The 21,887-nt window shown below is 51.9% G+C and carries 21 protein-coding genes; 11 read left to right on the top strand and 10 right to left on the bottom strand.

The genetic code is table 11. From position 1 onward, the window contains the following. Positions 1–14 precede the first annotated feature (14 nt). The 6 genes from ACLRDN_RS26010 to ACLRDN_RS26035 all read right to left on the bottom strand — a co-directional run bounded on the left by ACLRDN_RS26010 (position 15) and on the right by ACLRDN_RS26035 (position 6,254). Positions 15–1,004 (bottom strand): hypothetical protein, encoded by a 990-nt coding sequence (locus ACLRDN_RS26010; RefSeq protein ID WP_413460758.1) that lies wholly within the window; start codon positions 1,002–1,004, stop codon positions 15–17. A 649-nt stretch (positions 1,005–1,653) separates the two neighbouring features. Beyond that, on the bottom strand, positions 1,654–2,205 hold the full coding sequence (locus ACLRDN_RS26015; RefSeq protein ID WP_413460759.1) for a hypothetical protein: 552 nt from the start codon (positions 2,203–2,205) through the stop codon (positions 1,654–1,656). A gap of 68 nt (positions 2,206–2,273) precedes the next feature. Then, a complete protein-coding gene (locus tag ACLRDN_RS26020; protein WP_413460760.1) occupies positions 2,274–2,861 on the bottom strand; it encodes a hypothetical protein in 588 nt (195 codons plus the stop codon). 24 nt (positions 2,862–2,885) lie between these two features. Continuing rightward, the gene (locus ACLRDN_RS26025) at positions 2,886–4,625 is read right to left on the bottom strand and encodes a UvrD-helicase domain-containing protein (protein WP_413460761.1); all 1,740 of its coding nucleotides are present in this window, start codon (positions 4,623–4,625) and stop codon (positions 2,886–2,888) included. Positions 4,626–4,648: 23 nt separating this feature from the next. Further along, positions 4,649–4,957, bottom strand: a complete 309-nt coding sequence (locus ACLRDN_RS26030) for a hypothetical protein (protein WP_413460762.1) — start codon at positions 4,955–4,957, stop codon at positions 4,649–4,651. A 745-nt stretch (positions 4,958–5,702) separates the two neighbouring features. Beyond that, complete coding sequence (locus ACLRDN_RS26035; RefSeq protein WP_413460763.1) at positions 5,703–6,254, bottom strand: hypothetical protein; 552 nt, start codon at positions 6,252–6,254, stop codon at positions 5,703–5,705. A gap of 201 nt (positions 6,255–6,455) precedes the next feature. Between ACLRDN_RS26035 and ACLRDN_RS26040 the strand changes: the two genes are divergently transcribed. From ACLRDN_RS26040 to ACLRDN_RS26065, 6 genes are all read left to right on the top strand, one after another. Then, positions 6,456–7,442 (top strand): hypothetical protein, encoded by a 987-nt coding sequence (locus ACLRDN_RS26040; protein ID WP_413460764.1) that lies wholly within the window; start codon positions 6,456–6,458, stop codon positions 7,440–7,442. Between the two features lie 12 nt (positions 7,443–7,454). Then, positions 7,455–7,961, top strand: coding sequence for a hypothetical protein (locus ACLRDN_RS26045; protein WP_413460765.1), 507 nt, complete (start codon positions 7,455–7,457; stop codon positions 7,959–7,961). 1,086 nt (positions 7,962–9,047) lie between these two features. Further along, positions 9,048–9,683, top strand: a complete 636-nt coding sequence (locus ACLRDN_RS26050; protein WP_413460766.1) for a hypothetical protein — start codon at positions 9,048–9,050, stop codon at positions 9,681–9,683. A gap of 306 nt (positions 9,684–9,989) precedes the next feature. Then, positions 9,990–10,274, top strand: a complete 285-nt coding sequence (locus ACLRDN_RS26055; protein WP_413460767.1) for a hypothetical protein — start codon at positions 9,990–9,992, stop codon at positions 10,272–10,274. Between the two features lie 129 nt (positions 10,275–10,403). After that, the gene (locus tag ACLRDN_RS26060; RefSeq protein WP_413460768.1) at positions 10,404–10,658 is read left to right on the top strand and encodes a hypothetical protein; all 255 of its coding nucleotides are present in this window, start codon (positions 10,404–10,406) and stop codon (positions 10,656–10,658) included. A 21-nt stretch (positions 10,659–10,679) separates the two neighbouring features. Continuing rightward, positions 10,680–11,954, top strand: coding sequence for a hypothetical protein (locus tag ACLRDN_RS26065; RefSeq protein ID WP_413460769.1), 1,275 nt, complete (start codon positions 10,680–10,682; stop codon positions 11,952–11,954). 46 nt (positions 11,955–12,000) lie between these two features. Here the strand turns inward: ACLRDN_RS26065 and ACLRDN_RS26070 are convergent, their stop codons facing one another. Beyond that, the gene (locus ACLRDN_RS26070) at positions 12,001–12,453 is read right to left on the bottom strand and encodes a hypothetical protein (protein WP_413460770.1); all 453 of its coding nucleotides are present in this window, start codon (positions 12,451–12,453) and stop codon (positions 12,001–12,003) included. Positions 12,454–12,559: 106 nt separating this feature from the next. Between ACLRDN_RS26070 and ACLRDN_RS26075 the strand changes: the two genes are divergently transcribed. Together ACLRDN_RS26075 and ACLRDN_RS26080 are read left to right on the top strand one after the other, a co-directional pair. Further along, the gene (locus ACLRDN_RS26075; RefSeq protein ID WP_413460771.1) at positions 12,560–13,153 is read left to right on the top strand and encodes a hypothetical protein; all 594 of its coding nucleotides are present in this window, start codon (positions 12,560–12,562) and stop codon (positions 13,151–13,153) included. A 118-nt stretch (positions 13,154–13,271) separates the two neighbouring features. Next, the gene (locus ACLRDN_RS26080) at positions 13,272–13,550 is read left to right on the top strand and encodes a hypothetical protein (protein WP_413460772.1); all 279 of its coding nucleotides are present in this window, start codon (positions 13,272–13,274) and stop codon (positions 13,548–13,550) included. Positions 13,551–13,829: 279 nt separating this feature from the next. On the opposite strand, the gene ACLRDN_RS26085 is transcribed toward ACLRDN_RS26080, so the two are convergent. After that, complete coding sequence (locus ACLRDN_RS26085) at positions 13,830–14,450, bottom strand: hypothetical protein (protein WP_413460773.1); 621 nt, start codon at positions 14,448–14,450, stop codon at positions 13,830–13,832. 145 nt (positions 14,451–14,595) lie between these two features. On the opposite strand from ACLRDN_RS26085, the gene ACLRDN_RS26090 reads away from it, so the two are divergent. From ACLRDN_RS26090 to ACLRDN_RS26100, 3 genes are read left to right on the top strand one after another with little or no spacing between them, the layout of a single operon-like run. Further along, a complete protein-coding gene (locus ACLRDN_RS26090) occupies positions 14,596–15,393 on the top strand; it encodes an HDOD domain-containing protein (protein WP_413460774.1) in 798 nt (265 codons plus the stop codon). A gap of 14 nt (positions 15,394–15,407) precedes the next feature. Next, a complete protein-coding gene (locus ACLRDN_RS26095) occupies positions 15,408–16,049 on the top strand; it encodes a hypothetical protein (RefSeq protein WP_413460775.1) in 642 nt (213 codons plus the stop codon). Position 16,050: 1 nt separating this feature from the next. After that, the gene (locus ACLRDN_RS26100) at positions 16,051–16,875 is read left to right on the top strand and encodes a hypothetical protein (protein ID WP_413460776.1); all 825 of its coding nucleotides are present in this window, start codon (positions 16,051–16,053) and stop codon (positions 16,873–16,875) included. Here the strand turns inward: ACLRDN_RS26100 and ACLRDN_RS26105 are convergent. Together ACLRDN_RS26105 and ACLRDN_RS26110 are read right to left on the bottom strand one after the other, a co-directional pair. Continuing rightward, on the bottom strand, positions 16,872–18,353 hold the full coding sequence (locus ACLRDN_RS26105) for a RepB family plasmid replication initiator protein (RefSeq protein WP_413460777.1): 1,482 nt from the start codon (positions 18,351–18,353) through the stop codon (positions 16,872–16,874). The genes ACLRDN_RS26100 and ACLRDN_RS26105 overlap by 4 nt on opposite strands. A gap of 836 nt (positions 18,354–19,189) precedes the next feature. Then, positions 19,190–21,838 (bottom strand): EAL domain-containing protein, encoded by a 2,649-nt coding sequence (locus ACLRDN_RS26110; RefSeq protein WP_413460778.1) that lies wholly within the window; start codon positions 21,836–21,838, stop codon positions 19,190–19,192. Positions 21,839–21,887: the final 49 nt, after the last annotated feature.

Here is a 21,887-nt window from a genome sequence, read left to right on the forward strand (position 1 = left end):
CTGTAGATCTCGAATCAAAGCAAATGGGTCAGACTTTGCTGAGGCGCTTCGAGCTGGCGCACTTGTTCGAGGAAGACCACGAGGGCATCGGTGGCATCCTTGTTGTTCACCATGGGGAACAGGTCGCGCAAGCCTGTGCGGCGAGCAATCTGCAGCAACTGCTCCGGCTTGAACTGCGGAGCCGGAACGCCGGCGTCGCTGACGTACAGATACTCCAGCTCGTTCTTGAACTTGGTGTGGTGCTCGATCTGCTGAGCTGAGGGTGTACCAGCCATCCAAACCCATGCTGAGGCTTGGCTGTTACGGAAGCGATAGCCAACGTGACGCAGCTTTGCCTGCTCAGAGAGGACCGGTTTGCTGTGGATGCTGGCCACCAGGTTGCGGACTTGGACGAGAATGGTAGCGTCGCCGATTTGGCCACGTGCGTTGGCCAGAGCGCCCATCCGATCCAGCTCGCTCATGAGCTGAACCACCTTCTCGAAATCGTTTGTCCCTTCGACCGGCTCGGCCAGCTTCCAGCCGGTCATCCGCACCATCACTCCGGTGGGTTTGAAGTTGGTACCGAATGGGTCGAGCTGGGCAAGCAATTCGCCCTCGGCGCTCAACGTCAAGCCCACGGCTTCCGTGAGGGCTTCATACGGGGTTTGGCTATCGAGCTGCTGCTCACGCGTTGCTTTGGTCAGCACGGCCAGTGACAGCATGAGCGCCTCCAGGGGGTCGGCACCATCGGTGTTCATCACGCGCAGCTGCTCGCTGGCGAGCTTGTAGAGCTTGTGGCGCTTGTCCTTGGGAAGGCATACCAGCCGCCAGGTGGAAGGCACGTCGTTGACCACCTTGAGGGTTTGACGTGCATCGACCTGAACCGCGAGCTGTGCCAGGGCGGTCGCCAGTTGTGCCGGTTTCAGGTCGGCGGCGCCGGCTGCGAGCTCTGCGAGGGAGGCCAGTATGGCTTCCTTGCCCGGTTTGGCCACCGCTGCTTCCTGGGAATTCTGTGCTGCACTCATTCTCACCTCCTAAAAACACCATCTACTTGGCAAACGACACAATTGAAATGTGCCATCCTTAGTGAAACCGATAATATTTGATGCTCAGCAGCAACATGCTACTGCTGAGCATTCTGTCATCCAAACGTAGTCAGACAGACAATTGCATTCTTCGCAAACATCCGACGTCTTCCCTTGAATGCCGTTGGAAACGCAACTCCTCTCAACGGTGACGAGGAAGGCGCTCTCGACCGCCCGTCGCAAACCCGCAGCCACAGTGGGTATGCGGCCGGGTTTGGCGAGCTCGCGGCGCCGGCAGCGAGGTCACTATGGTCCTTTGCCGGCGGCCTGATTCGTACCCGCGGGAACTGGTTACCAGCTCCCTGCATCCATCGACGCGTGAAGTGCCCGGGTGAGCCAATTGAGGCAACCGCTACGCCACGCCCTAGAGTTGGCACAACAGCTTGACCAACCACTACACATGGCACATTTCGCGGAGGCGCATACCAATCTTCATAAATCACTTTAAAACTTGGCGAAAACCATATGATCCATAAAGGTTTTCTTTTTTGCACCGTAGGCCACCGTTAGATTTCACACCAAAACTCATAAAAACGCGGCAAACACTATAGATGGCACATTTCGAACTGACCCCGGCACTCTTAAGAAATCACTTTAAGTTCCATTCCTCGCAAACCCGGCGTCTCTCATCCAGAGAAAGGGCCATCAACAGGCGGCCTAACTCCTCAGCGGCCACATCGTTCAGCGCCTTGGCACGGCGCCAAGCTGCGTTGACCCAGTGCTGCTCGTAGCGCTTGCCGATCAGCACCAGGTGATACATTCGCCCGGTCTCGTTACCCGGTTGGCGCATCCAATGCCGAGTCTTTTCTGTGGCTTGTCTGACCAGCACGTTATCGACCAATCGACCGCAAACCCAGTAGCGGTGCAGGTTTTCCCATAGCTGGTGAGTAGCGTCATCAACCAGCGCATCTATGGAACCGGGCCTACTAACACCTGCAGCCTCCAGCAGATCCGCCAAGCTCCAATGCTGAGGCAAGCGGGTTCCTCTGCCGCCCGTTAGCTGCTGACCGGCGAGCTGGCCAGAGATCTTGGCCGAGAAGGCCTCGAAGTTCTCCGGCGTATTCACGGCTCCAAATTGGGCTACCAAGACGTCCCAAACCCTCATTGCCGCCGCGTTCGCCAATGTTGCATCTTTGTCCATCAGTATCCCGTGCTCCTAATGTGCCATCCTTAGAAAGGCACAAACCCGTCACGGGAAATGTGCCATCCTTAGTGGATCGCTAAACCGTCCATGCCACTGCGCAACTCGCCGGCCATCATCCGGGCATGGGCGGACATCAGCTGCAGATGCTGCCGCGACTTCGCAGTTACGCGACGGACGGACGACAGGAATTCCTCCTCGCTAGCGAAGAACTCGCCGTCCAGCGGTCCCAAACCCAGTCGCACTCCTTCCTCGGTCACATCGGCCCTCGCAGGCCAGTATTGCGGCTCACCGGCATTCACCATGTCGGCCACCTCCAAAGCGAGGCCAGCTTCAACCTTCTTCTGTAAAGCTGGGAACACCGGCAGGGACAGCATGATTACGTCGACGGCCGCGCCTGGACCGTCACCGCCGCCCCAGGCCTGTTCTGGGTACAACAAGACTGACTCTGAGCTCTCCTCGAACGAGAGCATCATTACCGACGTAGCGACGTATCGCATCGAGGACTCTCCGTGAGCGCCGACGTAAAAGCAGTTACCCCCGAGATCGATAAACGATTTCGGATATTGCCTGGCACAAGCCGACTTCCGCCCGATGCCCATGCGGGTGCGCTCGGCATCGCTTTTGAATGCCAGCGGTTCAATCATCTGGTTCATGTCTGTCATCAATCCTTCAAAACGTTAGGCGCGCTTGCGCAGAGCGAGGGCCATGACCGGGCAGGCGTCAAACAGCTTGGCAGAGAGACGACCGTCCGCCACCATGGCCAACACAACCTTGGTGATCCTGCCCTGCTCAACGCCAGCCGCTGGCGCCAGATCCGAGACGCGGAGCAAACCCTTACGGAGAATGAGGCGCTGGACCGTCATGGCCAGGTCATCCGCGCTGACCTGCGGAATAACATGGGTTGATAAACCCCGTTTTGATGAATTTAATACAGAACATGCATCAATATCGGGACTGTAGAGAAAATCACGCTGCTTGTCATGCCCTTTCGGCAGCTGCAGTCGGTTCGCTGGATCGAGCACGGACAGGATCCGACAGATCTGCGTGTTGAGCTGAATCGCATTGCGTGCACGGGTGAGAGCGACATACAGCAGATGCAGCTCCTGAATATCTTCACGTTCCACCAGCGTCACGGGCTTGCCCGACGCGCTCACGAAATTGGCGAAGTCACTGAGCAGATGGACTTGATCAAATTCCAGGCCTTTGGAACGGTGGGCAGTCAGCAGCTGGACCTCCGCATCACAGCTGTTCTCAACGTGCGCGGCCTTCATCTGTGCGATCAAACCCGGCAGAGCATCCCCATAGGCATTCACCACAGACAGCAGAGCACTCAGGCCTAGGTCGTTCGCAGTACTGGCGTACCGCTGAACTGCCTCGACGGTGCGCAGATGTTTGAGCAATTTATCCTGGACGCCACCCAGGCCACGGGACAAGCGATACATGTCCAGCAGTTGTTCAAAGGGGTATGCCTCAAGGCCACCGACGAAGTGCAAACGCTTATCGAGAAGGCGGGTAGCCGCTTCAAATAGCTTTGCATTGGTCCGACTGATGATGGCAAAGGGCTTCCGGTAATCGAGCTCGAAAGACGTCACCTTTTCTGGTGTGGCCGAGACCAGAGCTTTTTCAGAACTCAGGTAGTGCTGGAGCATCACGGTTGCAATGCCAGCAATCGCCGGGCCGAAACGCCGCGACTCAGTAATGGCCAAGCGCTGGTCGACTTCAATCTGCCGCATGGCATCAGCTGCACCGCGAAACGCGAAGATACCCTGGAACTCATCACCAACAAGAACAAGGCGGCAGGACTGCGCATCGACTAAGGCCACCGTCACAGGGTTAGCATCCTGCCACTCGTCAACCAAGATGATGTCGTAGGACTTAGACAAATCGGGCTTCGACAGCTGAAATTTCTTCAGGTAGCCATCGTGGGTCATCTTCAAGCGGCCGTCTGCTGGATCGGACATCACGCGCCAGACTTGCTTGGCGTATTCGATCACTGCCGGCACATCCTTTGCCGCGATTGTCACAGGAACATGATCCTCGACAAAGTCGTCATCACCAGAATGGAGGAACTGCTCCACAGTGGTGAGAAGCACCCGCGCGAACTCGATTTGCAGGCCAAACACGCTTACCAGGTCGAGAGGCTTCACCTCGCCAAACTTACCGGCCAGGTCATAAACCTTCTTAACCTCACCATCAAGCGCGTGAGTCGTGAAGCAGTCGACATTGGCCGGGAAGCGCTTCCGCGCCTCCTTTTGCAACGCCTTGCTGTACACCAGCATCAGAACTCGACTCCCCTGGTTAGCACGAACAAAGGCTTCAAGACTAAATGTTTTGCCTGTGCCCGCAAACGCCTGCGCGAGCACCCGATGCACCTTGGTGTAAATCAGCGCCGATTGTTCAATGCTCGGACTCTTCAAAATCATCTCCCTGGTGGAGGTGCTTACTGCGGACCTTGATGATGAAAGGGATCGTTCTTGCACAGGTCGAATTCCGTCGCCCGGCCCGCCTGGAGCGAGTGATAAACAGCCGAATCGTCGCGGCTGGTTTCACCGTGAAATCCCGAGTCGTCAGCGGTACCGCCGGCAACTGCTCGGCCGTCGAAATGCGCCCAAGCGAACACGCCCGAGATAACCAGAACAGCGAAGGCGAGAACCATCGTGTCAATCCCGACAGCATCCCCCATGAAGCCAAAGACCAGGACGGTAGCCGCCAGCCCTGCTACCAATGCGGAAATGTAGAAACGCATCATGATGACACCCTCTGTTCTGAAGCGCCGTAACCATTTACCGAGACGGCGCAGCTGTGTTTAGTCGTATCGTAACCTTTTACTGATGCCGTTTCGACACGCGACATCAGGCTAAAACAATCTGCATCGAAAAGCGTAAATATTTACGTATATTATGCAATTTGTATAGAAATAATTCAAGTTGTTTTGAATCGCACGTTGCGAGTAAACATCGTAAATAGTTACGTGAAAGACGCCCTCGCTTCGGGATCCGAGGAGACGATAGCGATTAAGCTTCCGCCTTCACAGAAGCGTAAATAGTTACCAGCGCCAGAGGCTCGTAGTGCCCTCCCCTCACCCCAGCCTATCACTCTCGATACAGCGCCTCCCCAGGCGTAGACCAGGAAGAGCATAAGCTACACCAAGGGGAGGACGGGTAGCACCTAGACGGGGAGAATCCGAATAGACAGCGCCCCCAAGAGGCGAAGCCGCCCCACCATGAACAGCGTACGAAGGGGCGGGACGTTATAGGGGAGCGGGAGGGGTTGAACAGCAGTAGGCAGGCGTAGGTAAAGGAGGAGAGAAGAAATCATCCGGTAGGCAAGAGGACAGCGCTCAGCACTCAAACGCGGCCTCAGTACCGGCCTTAAAAAATACCCGTCGCCCGTCAAGGCATCCTACCGTACACCATCGAGACCAAAGTTATCAAGACGGCAATTGGATTCACGACTCAACGTTTTTCGTCACAACCATTTTTCTTCAAGAACGTTCACGACCTTTTTTCTTCGGTGGAATCAGACTCGGCAGCAACCCGGCTAGCCGTGGCCGCAGCAACTACCGCCTCAAAGGCCGATAACGTCGGATCGCTAAGAGCTAAGACATCACGATTGTGCCGCGTCAGATACTCCAGAGAGAGACGCGCAGCAGTACGCCGCTGGACGAGTTTCGCGCGGGCCTCCATAAGCTGCTGGCCAACCTTTGCGATCTGGACCAACGCTTCGTAGTTGTTCTTAAAGGCTCCAGCACGCTTAAGACGACGGCTCAACCCTTTGTGGGAAATGTGCTTCGAGAACCAATCAGTCTCCTTAACGCGCCGGAAAACGCGACACTCGGGCTTAAGGAGCCCATCAGCTGCTTTCGGAACAAATAGGATGCGAATTCGGCCCGAAAATGGGGGCTGTAATTGGTGTAAAAGGGCATCCACACGGTGCAGTTGGTCATCAATCTCCGAAAGGGAAGAGGAAGCCGCTTCAAGGGCGAGCATGAAGGGGCGTATAGGGTCGATGGAATCATCGATCTCGGGGGGGATTACGGAACTCATTATTAACCGTCAACGGGAGGGGCTGCGCAACTCTGCGCCGGCCTGGTTCAAAAGCTCGGATTCTGGGTGAGAGCGAACATCGTTGTCAACACGGATCGATAACCGTAGAATTCGGATTCAATTCAAATTGTATTAAATTGATACATCAATGATCTATTTAATACGATTAGAATCGTTATTTAATTTCGAAGAGGAAAACACATGCAAAGCCCCGCAGTAGGACTAGACATCGGCCGAAGTGCCGTAAAGGTATGCGCTTATGCAGAGGGAAAATATTACGAAGTCATCTTCCCGTCCGTCGTAACCGAAGGATTCACCTTGTCTGACGAAGGCACAGCGAGAAAAGCGGACCTGGATACTGTGGAGCTGGAGGGCAAGGTATATTTCACCGGCGACACTGCACGGCTACAAGGGAACGCAGCATCCAATTCGGGATTGGTCGACGATTGGCATGCAACAACGGATTATCGAGTGCTGATCGCTTCCGCGCTTAAACGCCTGGCCGCGCAAGGTGTGATGGGCTTGTCCGACGCATATTTGATTATCGGCGCACCATCCAAGCTCTATCGGACCAAGAAAGAACAAATCATTGAGGCAACCAGGAAGGTTTGCCCCAGCGCCATCATCAAACTTCTCCCGCAACCTATGGGAGCATTCCTCTATCACGGCATGGACAAAACCGGTCTGCCGATCGTAGAACGCATGAAGGTTCCAGGCGTCGCCGTTGTTGATGTTGGCCACTACACAACCGACTTTTTGCTGCTGTTGGAGCAGCAAAACATTGAACGGGCGGCCGAGTCGTGCGAAGGAATCAGCATAGGCGCGGGCCATCTGGCTCGACTATTGGCTGAAGGTGGTTATGAGGTCTCACTTCTGGAAGCGAGCGAAGCAATCCACAAAAAGCAGATTTTCCAGTATGGACAGGTCATCGACGTAACTGGACAAGTAGAGGCAGCGTTGTCCTTCATCAGCCAAAAAATTATCTCCGGCGCTGAAAGCGCTCTCTCCAAGGATGTGCGAAAGGCAAACTGGATTCTGATCGCCGGTGGTGGCGCAGAGGTTGTGTACCCGCATCTGCGTGCTAAGTGGCCAAACTGCGTTTTGCTTCCTGACGCTCGGATGTCCGTTGCGAAAGGGTTCTGCTACTACGGGATCGGACAACAGCGAGTCGCGGCTCGAACAGCATAAGGACCGCTATCAATGGCCAGAATTCAAAAAGTGCACGATCCAGCGGAAACGCAACGGACGATAAACTTCATCGTCAAGGAAGACGACTGTCCGGGGATGCTCGAATTCCTGGCGGGCGTTCCGTACCGGATGGAAGGCCCATTCATCCGGGCTCTTGTCTTCCAGTGGTTGACGCAACATGTGGAAAGTAACTCTCTCGATGCGGAATTCGTGAAGGTTGTGAACGGCCCTGGCGGAGTTTCTCCTACGAAGAAGGCAATCAAGCTTCTTCAACCGCGCCGACCACGTGGTCGGCCGAGGGAGACGTCACCAGCGGGACAAAGAAAGCCGATCAACCAGACACCTGCTGCGGTGCCCTCCCCCGCTGAGAAATTTGGGTACCCACTTCAGCCGCCGACACTATCGGCACCAGCCGGCCCTCAACCGGCTGACCCGACCAACCAGACATTGTCGCACTCAGAGACTGAAGCGGAGCAGGAGCAAGTGGCGTTGCTCGCCCACTTCGATAAGATGTTCTAGAGTCAACTTGGAAAAAATCATGTCCCTTGCCATAAAGTCATACCTTCGTTCAGTACTTGCAGACGTTTCGAGAGGCCTGATCTCGACGGCTGCAGCCGCCGCAGTCCTGACCCTACTGGGCTACATTCTCACCAGAGATTTCACCATCGCCGCGTTTAATGGCGGACTATACGGATTGGTGCTTTCGCCTTTGCTATACCTCATCCTTGACGTGGGTGGAGAGAAAGTCAAAGCCCTACGCTGGGTACGGCTTGGATCCCCTTCGGTGGTGACCGTCGATGGTACCGAATGTACATTGCTTCGATTGGGCTGCAGGAGCACATTGAAGGTGGCAATCTTCATTGCGGTGCTATTCGTTCCCTCCTTAGTCGGGTTATGTGCATCCATCGCACTGGTCATAGCTGTACCCGTACTTACGTCAGGTCATCGCTCGGTCGTCGATCGACTAACTTGGACCAGCAGAGGCTGTTAGCTAAAATATTGACCGAAGTTTCTCATCTCGTTTCGCAAGGTAAAAGACGCATGGGCTGACACCAGCCACATGGTCCGGCAAGCAAGGCCACCGTGATCACCCCCACGAGCACCGTTCGCGAAACGACTCAATTGATTGCTGTTCACCATTACTTATCCGAAAACGATAGATCGATGACTCGATGTGAGTTGCACCTCACATCTGCGAGTGCGTCGGACGAAAGCGTCCGCGACTCAATGAGTTTCTCTATCAAGCCGCACATTCAGGTGATCTGAATTTGGGTAGTTTTCGTCCGTTCCAGGAACACAGATAGGTAATAGTTGTGAACGCCAGCCTCAAGGGATCCACCGACAGTGGACAATCGCAGTGATCATTTTCCCCGGACACAGTCCGCATCTAGCAGCCCAGGTGCTTCTGGGGGGAACGCGAACGGCGCCGACCGAGACTTAGCGCACTGCTATCGCTTCGATCTAAACGGCAGCTTAGCCCAGCCTTGACAACGCGTACGCGCATCAGATTAATCTGTCAAGGCTGGGCTCTGGAGGATTTCAGAGCCCAGTTTTTTTACGTCCCAATGTGAGGCATTACAGACTACATAAATAACTGGAGGCCTCATGGCTACGACACAAAGCACCAAAAAGTCTCAGAAGACTCAACCATCTCTCGCGGTTTGGCTAGGTATCGCCTTTGCGATCGTGATGTTCGCTGTCACTGCGAAGAATCTGCTTGCAAGCATCCACTTGGTGAAGTTCGAGATCCTCGTTGTCGTCGGACCGCTTCTCGGATTCGTAGTAGTGATGACGATGTTGGATCTGAAGAAGGCAGAAGAGAAAGACGAAGAATCCGATATCAAGGACTCTGAAGTAAATCCTCAACAAGACCAACGCCCGACCGCCGATGCACAGTCTTTGGTAGGGATAGATCCAGAACCGCCGGCTATTGCTGAGCCGCGGCGATCGGTGAAGTCCTGCTATTTGACCTCCGTCGAGAAATCTGTTGACGGGAAGAGACGTCTTGAAACACGTAGCTTGGATAGTCGTCCTTCGGAGCTCAAAGCCAAAGAAGTACGGCAAAGTACTAAGATGTCTAAATCGTCCCAACCGAAAACGCGACCAGCTGTTTCACGTGTCGCTATTCCGCAAATTGAAACTACCGCGTCTGCCGTCGCTCCGACGGGCCTCTCTGGATTTGACCTCACTCCACCGGATGGAGAAACAAACTCATCAGGTCCGCTGCAGCAATTGCTTTAAAAATCGACTCCACCAGATTAATACTCTGGTGGAGTTTTTTCTTTGTTTGCGCCATAATCCGCGCATTCTCCGCCCGGTCATTTCTGACCGGCATACTCTCTCCGTGCCCTCTCCCCGATCAATCAAAGTTACGTACACAAAAATTTGTACCTGTAAATTTCGTCACCAAAATCGCGAATACTAAGTCGTTGATTTTTAAGGGGAACTTTCGTTGACCTGTAAAGGACACGTAACTATAATTTTTGTGTCGATGCGGAAATAATTTTCGCAGACTAACAAAGAATTAATAGAAATTACGAAAGGGAAGTGATGCAGCTCGCACCTGGAGGGGAAGTAAACGCTACAAATTTGGGGATGGCCATTATTGGCTGCATTTCGGAGGATGGAAGCGCAAAATGCCAATATGCAGGCAAGTGTAAAGATACATCCGCTACGCTGCGCTGTGTATCGAGATCTTTACAAGAACATCCAGAAGCAGCTTCGGAAATTCTGCTGGCAGGTCTTGCGGTTGCAAGCTGGGGAACCCGCTCCATCATTCCCATCAAAAGCCTAATCCCGAAATTTGAAATGAGCGTCGCCAACGCTTTCTAACTCGTCTTGGGATTATCAATGCATGTAGTTTTGCATTGAAATCGTCAGCCATTAATTATTGACACATGTTGTCCCACTCGTATAATTAACAACCGTGTTCTTCCTAGTGGAGAATACGAAGGATCTTTTATGCACGCCCCCATCGATCTCGGCCTTGATGTAATGAAAACCGTTGCTCCCTCTTCGCGAAAGAACGCAGTGGGCGCTTCAACAGCGACGCAAATATGTGAAAACATGGAGAAAGCATATGCACGGCATCCCGAGCTCAAAACGGATATCGTGTTGGCTGGTATGTTCTTACTGGTGTCGCAGGCGGCTTCGGTGAACATCATCAAGACTGAGATTATTCCTTTGCTCGCTCAGACTATCGAACGCCTGAGCTAGAAGAAATGACACCGTTAAATTATGACCAGTGACGTCGGAACCGATCTCGGAAACGACCAATTAGAATTCCACTCTGGGGTGTCAGACCCCAGTCCTTCGGATGTAAGCGCGACAGAATCAGATTCACCGCTAATGAATCTGTGTAGGCAATTCATTGCCAAGAAAAACTCAAACGAAACTATTTCTGGCGCGTTTATCAATAGAATTGCCAAGGAGGCAGACTGCGACTCGCGAGTCCGCAGGATCTGCCACTCATTCGTTTCAAAACTAAAGCTAGCCTTTGAAAGTACCGATGAACTTCGCCAGCGAGTTCTTACGGTTCTTTTCACAAGCGAACCTGGCAAACCATCAAAGCTCGATTCACTATACGATCCGAGTGGCATCTATGCGTTGATTCATGAAATTGCGCGTTACACAAGCCTGGAGCTTCGGCGCGACGAGTTTCAGTCTTACGATCATGACCCACTAGACACGATCAAGGAAGATGGAAATGAAATTCTCGATCCTAGCCTTGTGACGGGCACGGACGAGGAGGAACTACGTGATCGCCAGCTTGATTCTGTAGTGGCGTCAAGACGTCTTACCGAAGCTGTCATAAAACTATTGGCGGTCGAACCTTCTGATCCAGTTCGCGGTCAAGAACAAACGAAACTACACAACACCGGAGAATCAATGTTGCCCGAAAAATCGATCGGAGTCATGCAGCTGGACGCCATGATAACCCTCGTGCCAAAGTCGGAAGAAACGAAGCGGGAGCATCAGGAACTGACGCTTCAGATACTTGCTGAGCGCGCATCCCAAAAGGCAAAGCGCACCGGTCAACCTGCGAATTTGGGACCTGACCACAAAGAACTCCGGCATATCTGCGATACGCTCGGAATGCAGCGCAATAATTTTGCGGCGTGTCTGGGTATCGGGGTCCCTGCCCTTTCATCGTACATCTACGGGAAAACCCAAGGTGTCCCAGAGGAGGTGATGAAGAAAGCTCGTGAACTACTAGCAAACGGTGAAAGCGTCGAAGAGCATTGGATGACTGAAGCATCCATGAGTGTCATCGCAAGGAAGTGGGCGAAAGAGCTGAATGTTGAATTCGAAAAGGGGTCAACGGCCGGGGTTCATGACATGGCGGCATTGCTTGGCGTCCAGCCTATGACAATCGACCGCTGGTTGAAGGACCAAACCAAACCGAATATGACAAGTCTGCTGCGCTATGATCGACAAGTACGTCTTTATGTCAGCCGTCAGGAGAGCATGTTCAAACAGAACACGCAGCAAAGCGTGCGGACAAATCAATAACGAATCCCGCTGAAAAAAAAGCCGCCGAAAATTTCGGCGGCTTTTTTTATGCTAGGCAGTTCACCCTTTCACGTATCGTATCTAGGCGAGCTTCAGCAGAATTTTCGACGCTCCCCTGTCCTTCCAAAAACATCTTTCTCGCATGTTCGCGAATTCCCGAGAACGTCGCATATCTTTGACACTCACTAGTTAGCTCAACTGAGCTAAAGCAGAAGTTTTCTACCTCACTTAGCTGATCGACGAGACGAGCGTCAATTTTTCGCTTTCCGAAATCATCATGCGCCTGTAAGGCACGAAAGATAGTCGAAAACTCATCATCCTTCGCAGGGAAGGTGCCAATAGGATACAGCTCGTACTCACGGTTGGTACCCAAGAGATTGCTCCTACTCTCGGCATCGTAAATGAATACTTTCGAGATGGCGCCCGCCATACCCGCAAGTCTTGTGCACCACTCGTTCGTCTGATCAAGGACGACAATCATTGCGCGAACCTTTGTCATGCAAACCTCCGTGTTTATCTATATGAACGTGATGTTAAACACGCTAACGGAAAGTTAGAGAACCGTGATCGACATATCAGGCATATGACAACTTCTTAGGAGCATTATGAACATTCATATCGTCAGCGGCACAAAGTTCTCCGTTCCCAACGAAGCTCTTTTCGTGGACGTCAGTCGACAGAGCAAGCAATGGGGTTCGCAGCTGCATCCAGATAACCTCCAGCCGGCCCGTTCAATCTCGGGCATACGAGCAAGGTCTCTTACAAATCTGTGGCAGTACAGCCAGGTCTACCCCACTTTCTTCGATCAAAATGAGTTGATGCCAACTCCTGAATACTTCGATTGGGCAAAGCAAGGTTTTGTTGCCGCGAAACCCGATCCGGCGCCTTGCGGGAAGGGAGCTTTACCATTGCTAACTTGGTGGAGCGATACAGCACATTCGCCTCGATACGCCTGGCGTAACATCTATATTCCTGAGTATGCAGACGCAGCCGCTCGCACTGAGGCGTTCACTCAACTACAGATGGCAAGTCGCGCACGGCCCATTGTAATAAGGACGGATCGGGCTTTCTATTGCGAAGACGGTGAACTCAGGATCGAAGAACTTCTGGAAAAGGATCTACTGCGGGACCACGGACTAGTCCTTGCTGCCATGCTTCAGCATGGTAGCAAGTCCTGTCTTGACGTACTGCTGTGTTGAAATTAGTCGAGGCCATGCAACTTGCATGGCCTCTTCGTCTTACTACTCCAAGTCTGACATCTCACTGGGCTAAGAAAACCATCAACGGGTTCATGCCCATTAAACTTGGAGTAACACCATGTCCACCAACCACGATAAGTCTAAGGTTGCGAAGGCTGTAGTCCATTTCGCCGGTCACACGGCTGCCGGAGCCATCATCTTCGCGATTATCGCCTTCGTGACGGTCGTTTTGTCCGGAATCATCTATGCATGCGCAGCGCTCCCCTGGATGTCCAAATTTTCTTTGGACGTTTTGGAAGTGCTTGAACATGCTATGATGATTGGTGACGCGATTCTCTTCGCTTGCCATTTGCTAGTGGGAGCTTATCGTTCAATTGTCGAATTGAAGGAGGATTGAATGAAACCTGCGACTATGTTCAGTGAATTTGTGCTGGCTGCAAAGCAAGCACCGCAACTCTATTTCGCCCCCCTCGTGGGTGCATATAAGGCCTTAATTAAAGCGGCTCAAAGCCGTCCTGATACGCATCAGTCGCAACCTCAATCTGAGTAGATTCTTCAAAAGAAGAATATTACCCGCCGAGCCCCGTCTTTATGACGGGGCTTTTTCTTTGTAGGCGCATAGCAGGAATCAGAAACCAAAAAAAGAACCCGGATCAAGAAGATCCGGGTGAAACAACTAAGCAAAAGCGGCCTCATTTACCACACGGCCGGCCAGAAGCGCGAATTCACGAACTTGGAGCGCTGGAAGGTGCACTTGCTGCTCCAAAATGAATTCAGCCAACTCTGCGAGGGCTAGCGCCGGCGAAAAGGTACTCCTGACGCCACGCTTGTCCTCGAATTGCAGCAGGTGACCGTCATCCGCGTGACCAGGCTGAATACCATCAAACCATCCTGACCGGGTACGCAGGAGAAGGTCGAAGTATTCCGCATAGACTCGCAGCCGATACTCTGGACTGTGATTCGCTTTTGCCGTACCGGATGGAACTAAGGTAACAGGCAGAAGCCTCAATGCTTTTGCTACAACTGCATCCATTGCTTCATTCTCGCTTAACAGCGAGAGTGCTGCCGAGAACTCTCCTTGTAAGGGAGCCTCCAGGGTGCGAGTATCGATTACTCGCTGGACGGTGATATCACCGCCATCCACAGAGTAACGCTGTCGCGCTAGCGTCTGTGTCATGGCTTCGATAGCTGTACGTGCCCTCATGGTGTCAGAATAGAGCCTGCCGCCAGGATATCGTCCTTCAACGGCAAACTCAATTTTGGAAGTATCAGAAAGATTTTTTGCAGTCGCCGACATGTGATTCCCCAAGTAAGAAGTGGTGAGCGCTGGGCTCTTCAGATATACCGTCTGAGATGACCATCATGGAGTTATATTCGGAGGCTGCTATTCACTCTCGACCATCTACGGGGCGGGAGTTAAAATTGCCGTATGGAAAAAATAAGTGACTGACCGAACTGCTCTCAATCTTTTTTTCGCGACCGCCAAGTCGGCAATGCCGACGATCCCCAAGATCTCACTTGAGGTGATGCGCTTGTGTCGTCAGTCGACTGTGGACCGCGAACGTATAGTAGAAGCCTTGGTGAAAGATCAGGCGTTGGCATTGAAAGTCCTCCGGATCGCAAACTCGGCTTTTTTTGGCTATAAGGGTACCGTTACAAGCGTGGATGCTGCAGTTGTTGTCGTAGGAATCCATACTGTGCGTACAACCGCAGTTTCGGAAGGGATGATTAGAGCGTTCCCTACCGTTCCCCACCTGGACTTCGCCAGTTATTGGCAGCACGCGCTTCTGACTGCATCACTGGCAGAACAATTGGGAAGAACGCTGGGAGTTGATCCCGACGAAGCAAGTACGGCCGGACTGCTTCACGGTGTTGGTGTTTTGCTTCTACATCTTTGGCGTCCGGATGCTGCGGGTGAAATTGTCCGCGAAGTGCCACCATTGGCTTTTGGCGAAAGGGCTCAGAGAGAACGTGAATTGTTGGGATTTGATGCTAACGATGTCGCCGAGGAGCTAGTGCGCCGGTGGGAGCTGCCGCTAAGTTTAGCGCCGCGCGGAGGCTCGAATAATTTCGACAATGAGGCTGACGTTGTTAAAATAGCATCCAAAATTGCAACCGAGCTAGTAACGGGACGTGTTACCGAGGGAGAGATAACCAAGCCTTTCGCAATCTCCCCGTCACACTTTCAAAGAATGTGCGAGGTGGCGCGAGCGTATGCTTCCGCGATCGCAATTAGCTAAAAAGGGAATCCTACGTGCTTGGGGAACGCCTCTATCAAAAGATCCTGGACCGACAGGACGAAACGAAACTTGATGCCGATGCCGTTGCACAAAAGTGCCTGTTCACCGATGAAGAGGAACTAGCATTTTGCTTTGGCGATTTGCCTGGTGCCGCGCCGACTAACCTACACGAGCATCTAACGAGAAGGAGATTGCTGGCCATTGCGAAGTTCGTAAAGCTGCCGGTTTTCACAATTTTTGTGCTCGCTGACGGTATTCATCCCGCAGATGTGTTTATCCCTGAGGACCTGCCGCGCGATGAAGCCCTTGGCTTGATGGCTGCTGCGATCACGGACATTATGAGATCCCCGATCGCTGGTGCGTCTCATTTCATAATCGAACAATACGTAAAAGCCTCCTTCGCCAGATCCCTGAATGAGGCGTGCGTCAAAAATCACCAGAACTACCATTTGCTACTGGGCTGGAGAAATGGCACGATACCGCCAGAGCTTAAGCATCTTGAGCTTATTCGAGAACTCGCGTCAGTGTGTGAAATGATGCCAACACTGGTAATGGCTGGCTTAGGTTTGATTAGAGAGGCGGATTTCACACATGAAGGTCGCAAGTGGGATGTCCGTCTCCAGCTCGAAATAGCAACGACAGTAAAGCCTTGGTGATATGAATTTCGACGACGGAACGTACCAAACCTTAGCGACCATTCTGGGTTATCAGCCGGGCGAATGCGCCCTTTCCGCTCTCTTGGCGGTCGATAGGAGGACCATAGAGCTTGCCATCACTGCGTCTCGTGGTGGCAACCTGAAAGCTAACCAATATCTCCGAAACATATTCTTCCTGCGCACACAAGCGGGGGAAACAGTTTTGGAGCAAGCAGGCTTAGGAGATTGCCCCTTGAGTTTGTTGATCGGCGCAGTCCGCAAGACTGGACAGGTATTTTTTGAATATCTTTTGCCTGCTGCCCTTGGTTCCGAAAATCATCGAAAAAAATTGCACGAGCTTACTGCAGAGCAGCACATTCCAGCTGTGGAGCCCCCGGCAAAAACCTTCGAGTCGGTGCACGTTTACGGTGCCCAGGCTGCAGCGTGTTTTGCGCAAGATCAGACGAGCGCTGGGTACCACACAATCCGTATCGAGGTGGCCCAAAAGAAGCAAGGCCACTTCGATTGGAAAAATAAAATAGCTATTCAACTTTCCGCCGGCGAGCTCACGCAAGTGTACGCTTGCTTAACGCTTTACCTACCCAAAGCACATGGCCTTGGGCACGGACGAAACAGAGAAAAGAAGTTTAGCTTTGAAAGACAATCGCAAAAAATTTACCTCAACGTCACTGCCGGTCGACACGCAGCGGGGGTCCCTATTACAGCTGGTGATCTTCATCCGGTGCGTGCGCTGTTTTTGAGGCAGCTTGTCGAAAACTCCCCCCACCTGCGAGCCAGTGATATAGACGATTCGGTACGGGCAAGTGCCGCACTTGCAGCGGCCTAGCTAACGGAAAGTTGGCCTTTACTGAAAGCGAATTCGAGCAACTGTTCTGGTGTGGGTGGCGGGACCTCCTTTTGAAAAACGAGATCAGCGATTGTCTGCTGGGCAATTTTGTTGTTAAAACCGTTCTTCTGGTAAAGCTTAAAAGCAGCGCCAGACGTTATAAACGCTTCACCAAGGTCATCAATTATTTGCTTTTTCTTTTCGGGAGTCTGCTGATTGAACATTTCCAGGATCTCGGCCCGCTTTTCCGTTTCCCACTGAGCTTGTAGATTAGACAGGAACGCGTTTGCGTTCACAGCAGCGGGCTTAGCGGCAGGGATATCCTCTTTGACCTCAGTTCCAATCGCGGGCTTTGTTTGCCTGGTAAAGGTTGACTTCGCGTAGTTGCCTTCCACACATGACATGTAAAAATTTTTGGGATTAGCAATAGGCTCGGCACTCTTTTGCCTAGAACGCCTTAGAGTGTAGTCATATTGCGCTAGCAAGTACTCTTCTGCATGTGCAAATGCTAGTTTCTCGACCTCCTCATCGGTCAAACCGAACGTAGTCAGCTTCTTTTTCAAGTCGTCACTTACGATGGCTTGCTCGCCGTTCAGATCCATGGCTGATTGCTTGTTCTCTTTCAAGACGAACCATAGTTTATCCATTTTACGGTTTCGCTTGCTCAAGTGAGGAATAGTCTGAAAGCGTTTCTCGATCTGGTTTACCTGGGCAACGGCCCTGGTGAGAGTTTTGTTGAAGTCTCTAAATTCTTTATGTGGAGTTTTCGAGCCGGAAAGGAGTGTGCTCCAAAACTCCCAGCTTTCATGGAAAGTTTCGTTGGTCGGACTACCCCAAAATCGAGACACCGACTCCCACAATTTAAGGGCTGAAAAACTCGTAAATTGGTGCTGCATCGCTATCGAGATGCGATTGTAGACTTCAGGTTCCAATATCCTCGTGGACAACTGAGGAGGAAAGGAGAACGTTATAGTCTGTTCGCTTTCCGCAATGTAGACCTCGGCAATTAGGTTCGCGATGCCCCAGTCATTCTTCTTCGCCTTTGGTGCGGTTCGGTAGTCGAATTCCACCTGAGTACGTGTTAAGCCCCGTGCGGTATCCTTCAAATATTCGCGACTATGCGACGTGGTGTGGCCCACCAGTTTTTCGAATTCCGAAATGGGTACAGTGTATGTGAGCGAGTCAGGATTCTCTAGACGATGTTTTTGCGCAATGTGGAGCATCGCGTTATACGCTTTCAACTGCAAGAACGAAAACTCACCTACTTCAGCTGTGTTTCTGACAAAAATAGTCTCCGGTGCCTTCCTAACCTCGATTGCTGTGCCTGCTGAGGGAAGAGAATCTTTGACGATGACGCGTGTAAGCTTTTCTTTCGGTGCGGAGACAGCCGAGGTTCTGCGCGGCGCCCGCTTCCTCTTAACCGGATTTTCGCTAGGCGTGGAAATTTCCGAGCCGTCTTTGTCGATCAATGTTGTCATAGCGAATTGTGCCACGCGTTAATTTGGATGGCACATTACGGCGTAAACACAATGTTCGTCAATCAGATTTCGGTGCCATTGTCAGGCTAAATGTGCCAACGTTAGGCGAGATCTTCGGTTTCTAGTTTTTTAAGGGGTTCAGCAATGTTTACAAAAAACAGTACTGTTGTGTTTACATCGTAAACCCCTTGTAAACCTTGTGGATAACAAAAAGCATTTAAAAACAATGGTTTAGCTATTGTTTGTGTGCCAACGATCGTGGTTTATGTGAACAAGCTAGATGTTATTTGTGCAGCATTTAGAGTGGTTTTGTGATCACCCTAGTGAGTTGTGCACAAGCTAGGTTTTACACGTGCCATCTTCAGGTCTTTGATCTCGATTGTGCCGTCTTTAGTCATTTACTCTCCTAATAATGGCACAAGAGGGAAAAGTCCTTATAAAACAAAACGTTATAAACGCGACGATCCGTTTGGAAATCACGAGTGCTCGACGCCGGTATTTCTAAGCTTGGCACTGATTGGTACTAAATATGGCACATTTCGAGGCAGCAACTGCGATATTTGCCAAGTGGGGGTGGTTTTTCGGGCGATGGTCTGCGTTCCCCATTTGGCGGGGATGTCGTTGTGGTTTCACCGTGAAAACAACGTATTGCGCATTAAATCCGTGTCCGAAATTTGGGCATATATACCGTGTTTACCTAACGATGGCACATTTCACCTCGCTCGCCCCCGCTTTTCTCCAAGCCTGCCCACTAAAGATGGCACATTTGAAAATGTCGTGTATCGGGTTCGTTGCCGCGCAGATGAGTGTCGCTGTGAACCCTTCACGTTCTTTGGTCAGCGTGGAGCATGTGCAAGCAACCGTGACATATCCGACATGTCGACCGGCTGACCGTAAAGGTAGCCTTGGATATAGTCACAGCCATACGAAGTCAATAAGTCGGCCTGCTCGATAGTTTCGACGCCCTCCGCTACCACTCGAAGGCCTAGGTCTTGTGCCATTGCGATGATCGCCTTCGCGACGTGTTGGCGTTGGTGGCTGTGATGGAGGTCGTGGATAAACGTGTGATCGATTTTTACGGTATTGAGCGGGAATTTGGTCAGATATGACAGTGATGAGCATCCCGTGCCGAAGTCGTCTAAGGACAGAGAGACTCGCATCTCCTGCAGGTCGCGAATGGTCTCCATTGCGCTGTCGTCGTCACCAATCAAAAGCTGTTCTGTTATCTCTAGTTCGAGAAGTTCCGGGGCCAATTTAGACACCTCCAGAGCGCTGTGTACAGACTCTATGAAGCCTTGATCTTTGAACTGTCTCGCGCTGATGTTGACGGAAACCGCAATGGGCTCGGATGACTGCTCTGCCCAAGTCGCAGCCGCCTTGCATGCCTCATGTATGATCCAGTCCCCAAGACGGGTGATAAAACCACTCTGTTCCGCAACTTCGATGAAGCTATTCGGTGGGACCTGGCCCAACTGGTGGCTTTGCCACCGCGCTAGTGCCTCTGCTTTTACGATCGTTCCTGTCCTAGGATCTCGTATTGGTTGGTACGCAAGTGACATTTCGCCTGCTTCAATCGCCATAGGAAGCAACTCACCGATGCGGACTAGCTCGCGTACTCGCGAATCCATCTCGGCGTCGAAGAAGCGGAAGGAGCTACCAGGGATTCTCTTCGCATCAAATAGGGCAGCTTCGGCATTTCCGATCAGAGTATCAGGGTCAACTGTGTCATCCGGGAACACAGCTATTCCGATCGCCAGCGTTGAACTTACCGCTCGCCCTGAGAGGTTAAATGCCTCACCGATAGCCTTGATGATCCGATCACACAACAATCTACATTCGACCGGGTTGGTGATTTCCGAAACTACCACTCCGAACTTAGCTCCGGCGATACGCGCTACTGTATCGCTCTCCCTTACTACTAGGCTCAGTCTCTGGCCTATGGCGGAGAGCAACGCGTCGCCATTTTGCATACCGTAGACGTCAGTTATCCGGCCAAAGTGATTAACCTCCAAAATCAGAACAGCACAAAGCTTTCCTGAACGTTGATTGCGTCCTAGAGCATTTGCGAGCCGATCCATGAATAGGCGCCGGTTCGGGAGACTTGTTACATCGTCGATCGTAGCTTGGAGCGTTAATTGTCGTTCGTATTGCTTACGTGCGGAAACGTCGACGATTTGCCCCAGTATGCAATACTTTTTGTCGAGAATAATATTGTTAAGTTTATATTCGACGGGGATAAGATTCCCGTCCGGCTTCATGATTTCGGCCTCCAATACGTAAGGTCGGGAGTTGACCTTCAGTGCCTCTCGATTGGAATTGGCGACCATGTCAGCATTCACGCTACGGTTGACATCATGAAATAGCCTTCCTATCGCCGCCGCTTTTGAATTTAGGCCAAAGAACGTCGTGAAGCGCTCGTTCACGATCACAAGTTCACCATCTACAGTCCGAACATACAATGGGTCGCGTAACTGATCCAAAACCTTATTGAAGCGTCGCTCACTTTCAAGCGTTATTGTCGAGCGAGCTGATAAGCGTTTCAGATGGCGATCAATCGTCACGAGAAGGAGGATAATGCAGAGCGCCGATAAATTGCCGAATATCAGCGTTCGAATAGCGCTACTGCGCCATTTGTCCGTTAGCACGTGCTGAGCCACGCCTACAGCTATCCAGAGGGGAAAATGGCTAAGCTCTTTAGTGGCGATGTACTGGCTTTGGCCATCAACTGGATTCGTAAGCAATTGTGGTTTCGTCGCGGCGCTGATGCGGTTCTGAAATAGGGGCTCGTCGACATATTTGCGAAAGTATGAGATGGGCGCAACGTTCGGAAAGCGAGCAAGTAGCGCTCCGTCGTACCGCGAGAAGATTTCCGCCGTAACGCCTTCTTCCTTGGAGGCTTCTTGCGCAACGGAGGCAAATTTTTGTAGATTTATTGGGGCAATGAGGGCACCAATAAGCCGGCCTGATCTCGTCCGGACAGGGCTTGCGGCATAAATCTGAATTGAGTCATCGTTGAGGCTCTGAATTGGGCCAATGGCGATGAATGGGCGCTCTGGATGAGCGGCCAGGGCCTTGATAGCCACGTTATATGGCTGGAACGTGGAGGGGAGCAATTCCGAACCGGTGTGAGTCACCAGTTCTCCGCTGGCATCTATCAAAGAGAGCGAGGAGACAGGTGTGCCAACGAGAATCGCACGCAGAGCGTCTTTCGTCGAGGAAGATAAAGACCTTTCTTGTTGTGAAGAATCTTCGACTATAGTGACAGCTGCTGTTAAAACGTCATTTACGCTATCCAAGTAAGTGCTTAACTGCGCGGCCGAAGCTTCAGCGACCATACGCAATTCTCGTTCGCTTTCGAGCTGGATCTGAGATTTGTCCGATATAAGATCATAGAGGACGAGGACAGTGACTAGCCCAATCAGTATTGTGCCAACGGCTAATAGCGGTCGGAACGAAGAGATGCTCTTGCGTCCCGCAGATTTCATTACATTTTTCATCAATCTTGGGTGACTGCGAGTTAGTTGGATTTGTTTG

The sequence above is a fragment of the Herbaspirillum huttiense genome (assembly GCF_047300815.1).
Classification (GTDB): Bacteria; Pseudomonadota; Gammaproteobacteria; order Burkholderiales; family Burkholderiaceae_D; genus Herbaspirillum; species Herbaspirillum huttiense_A.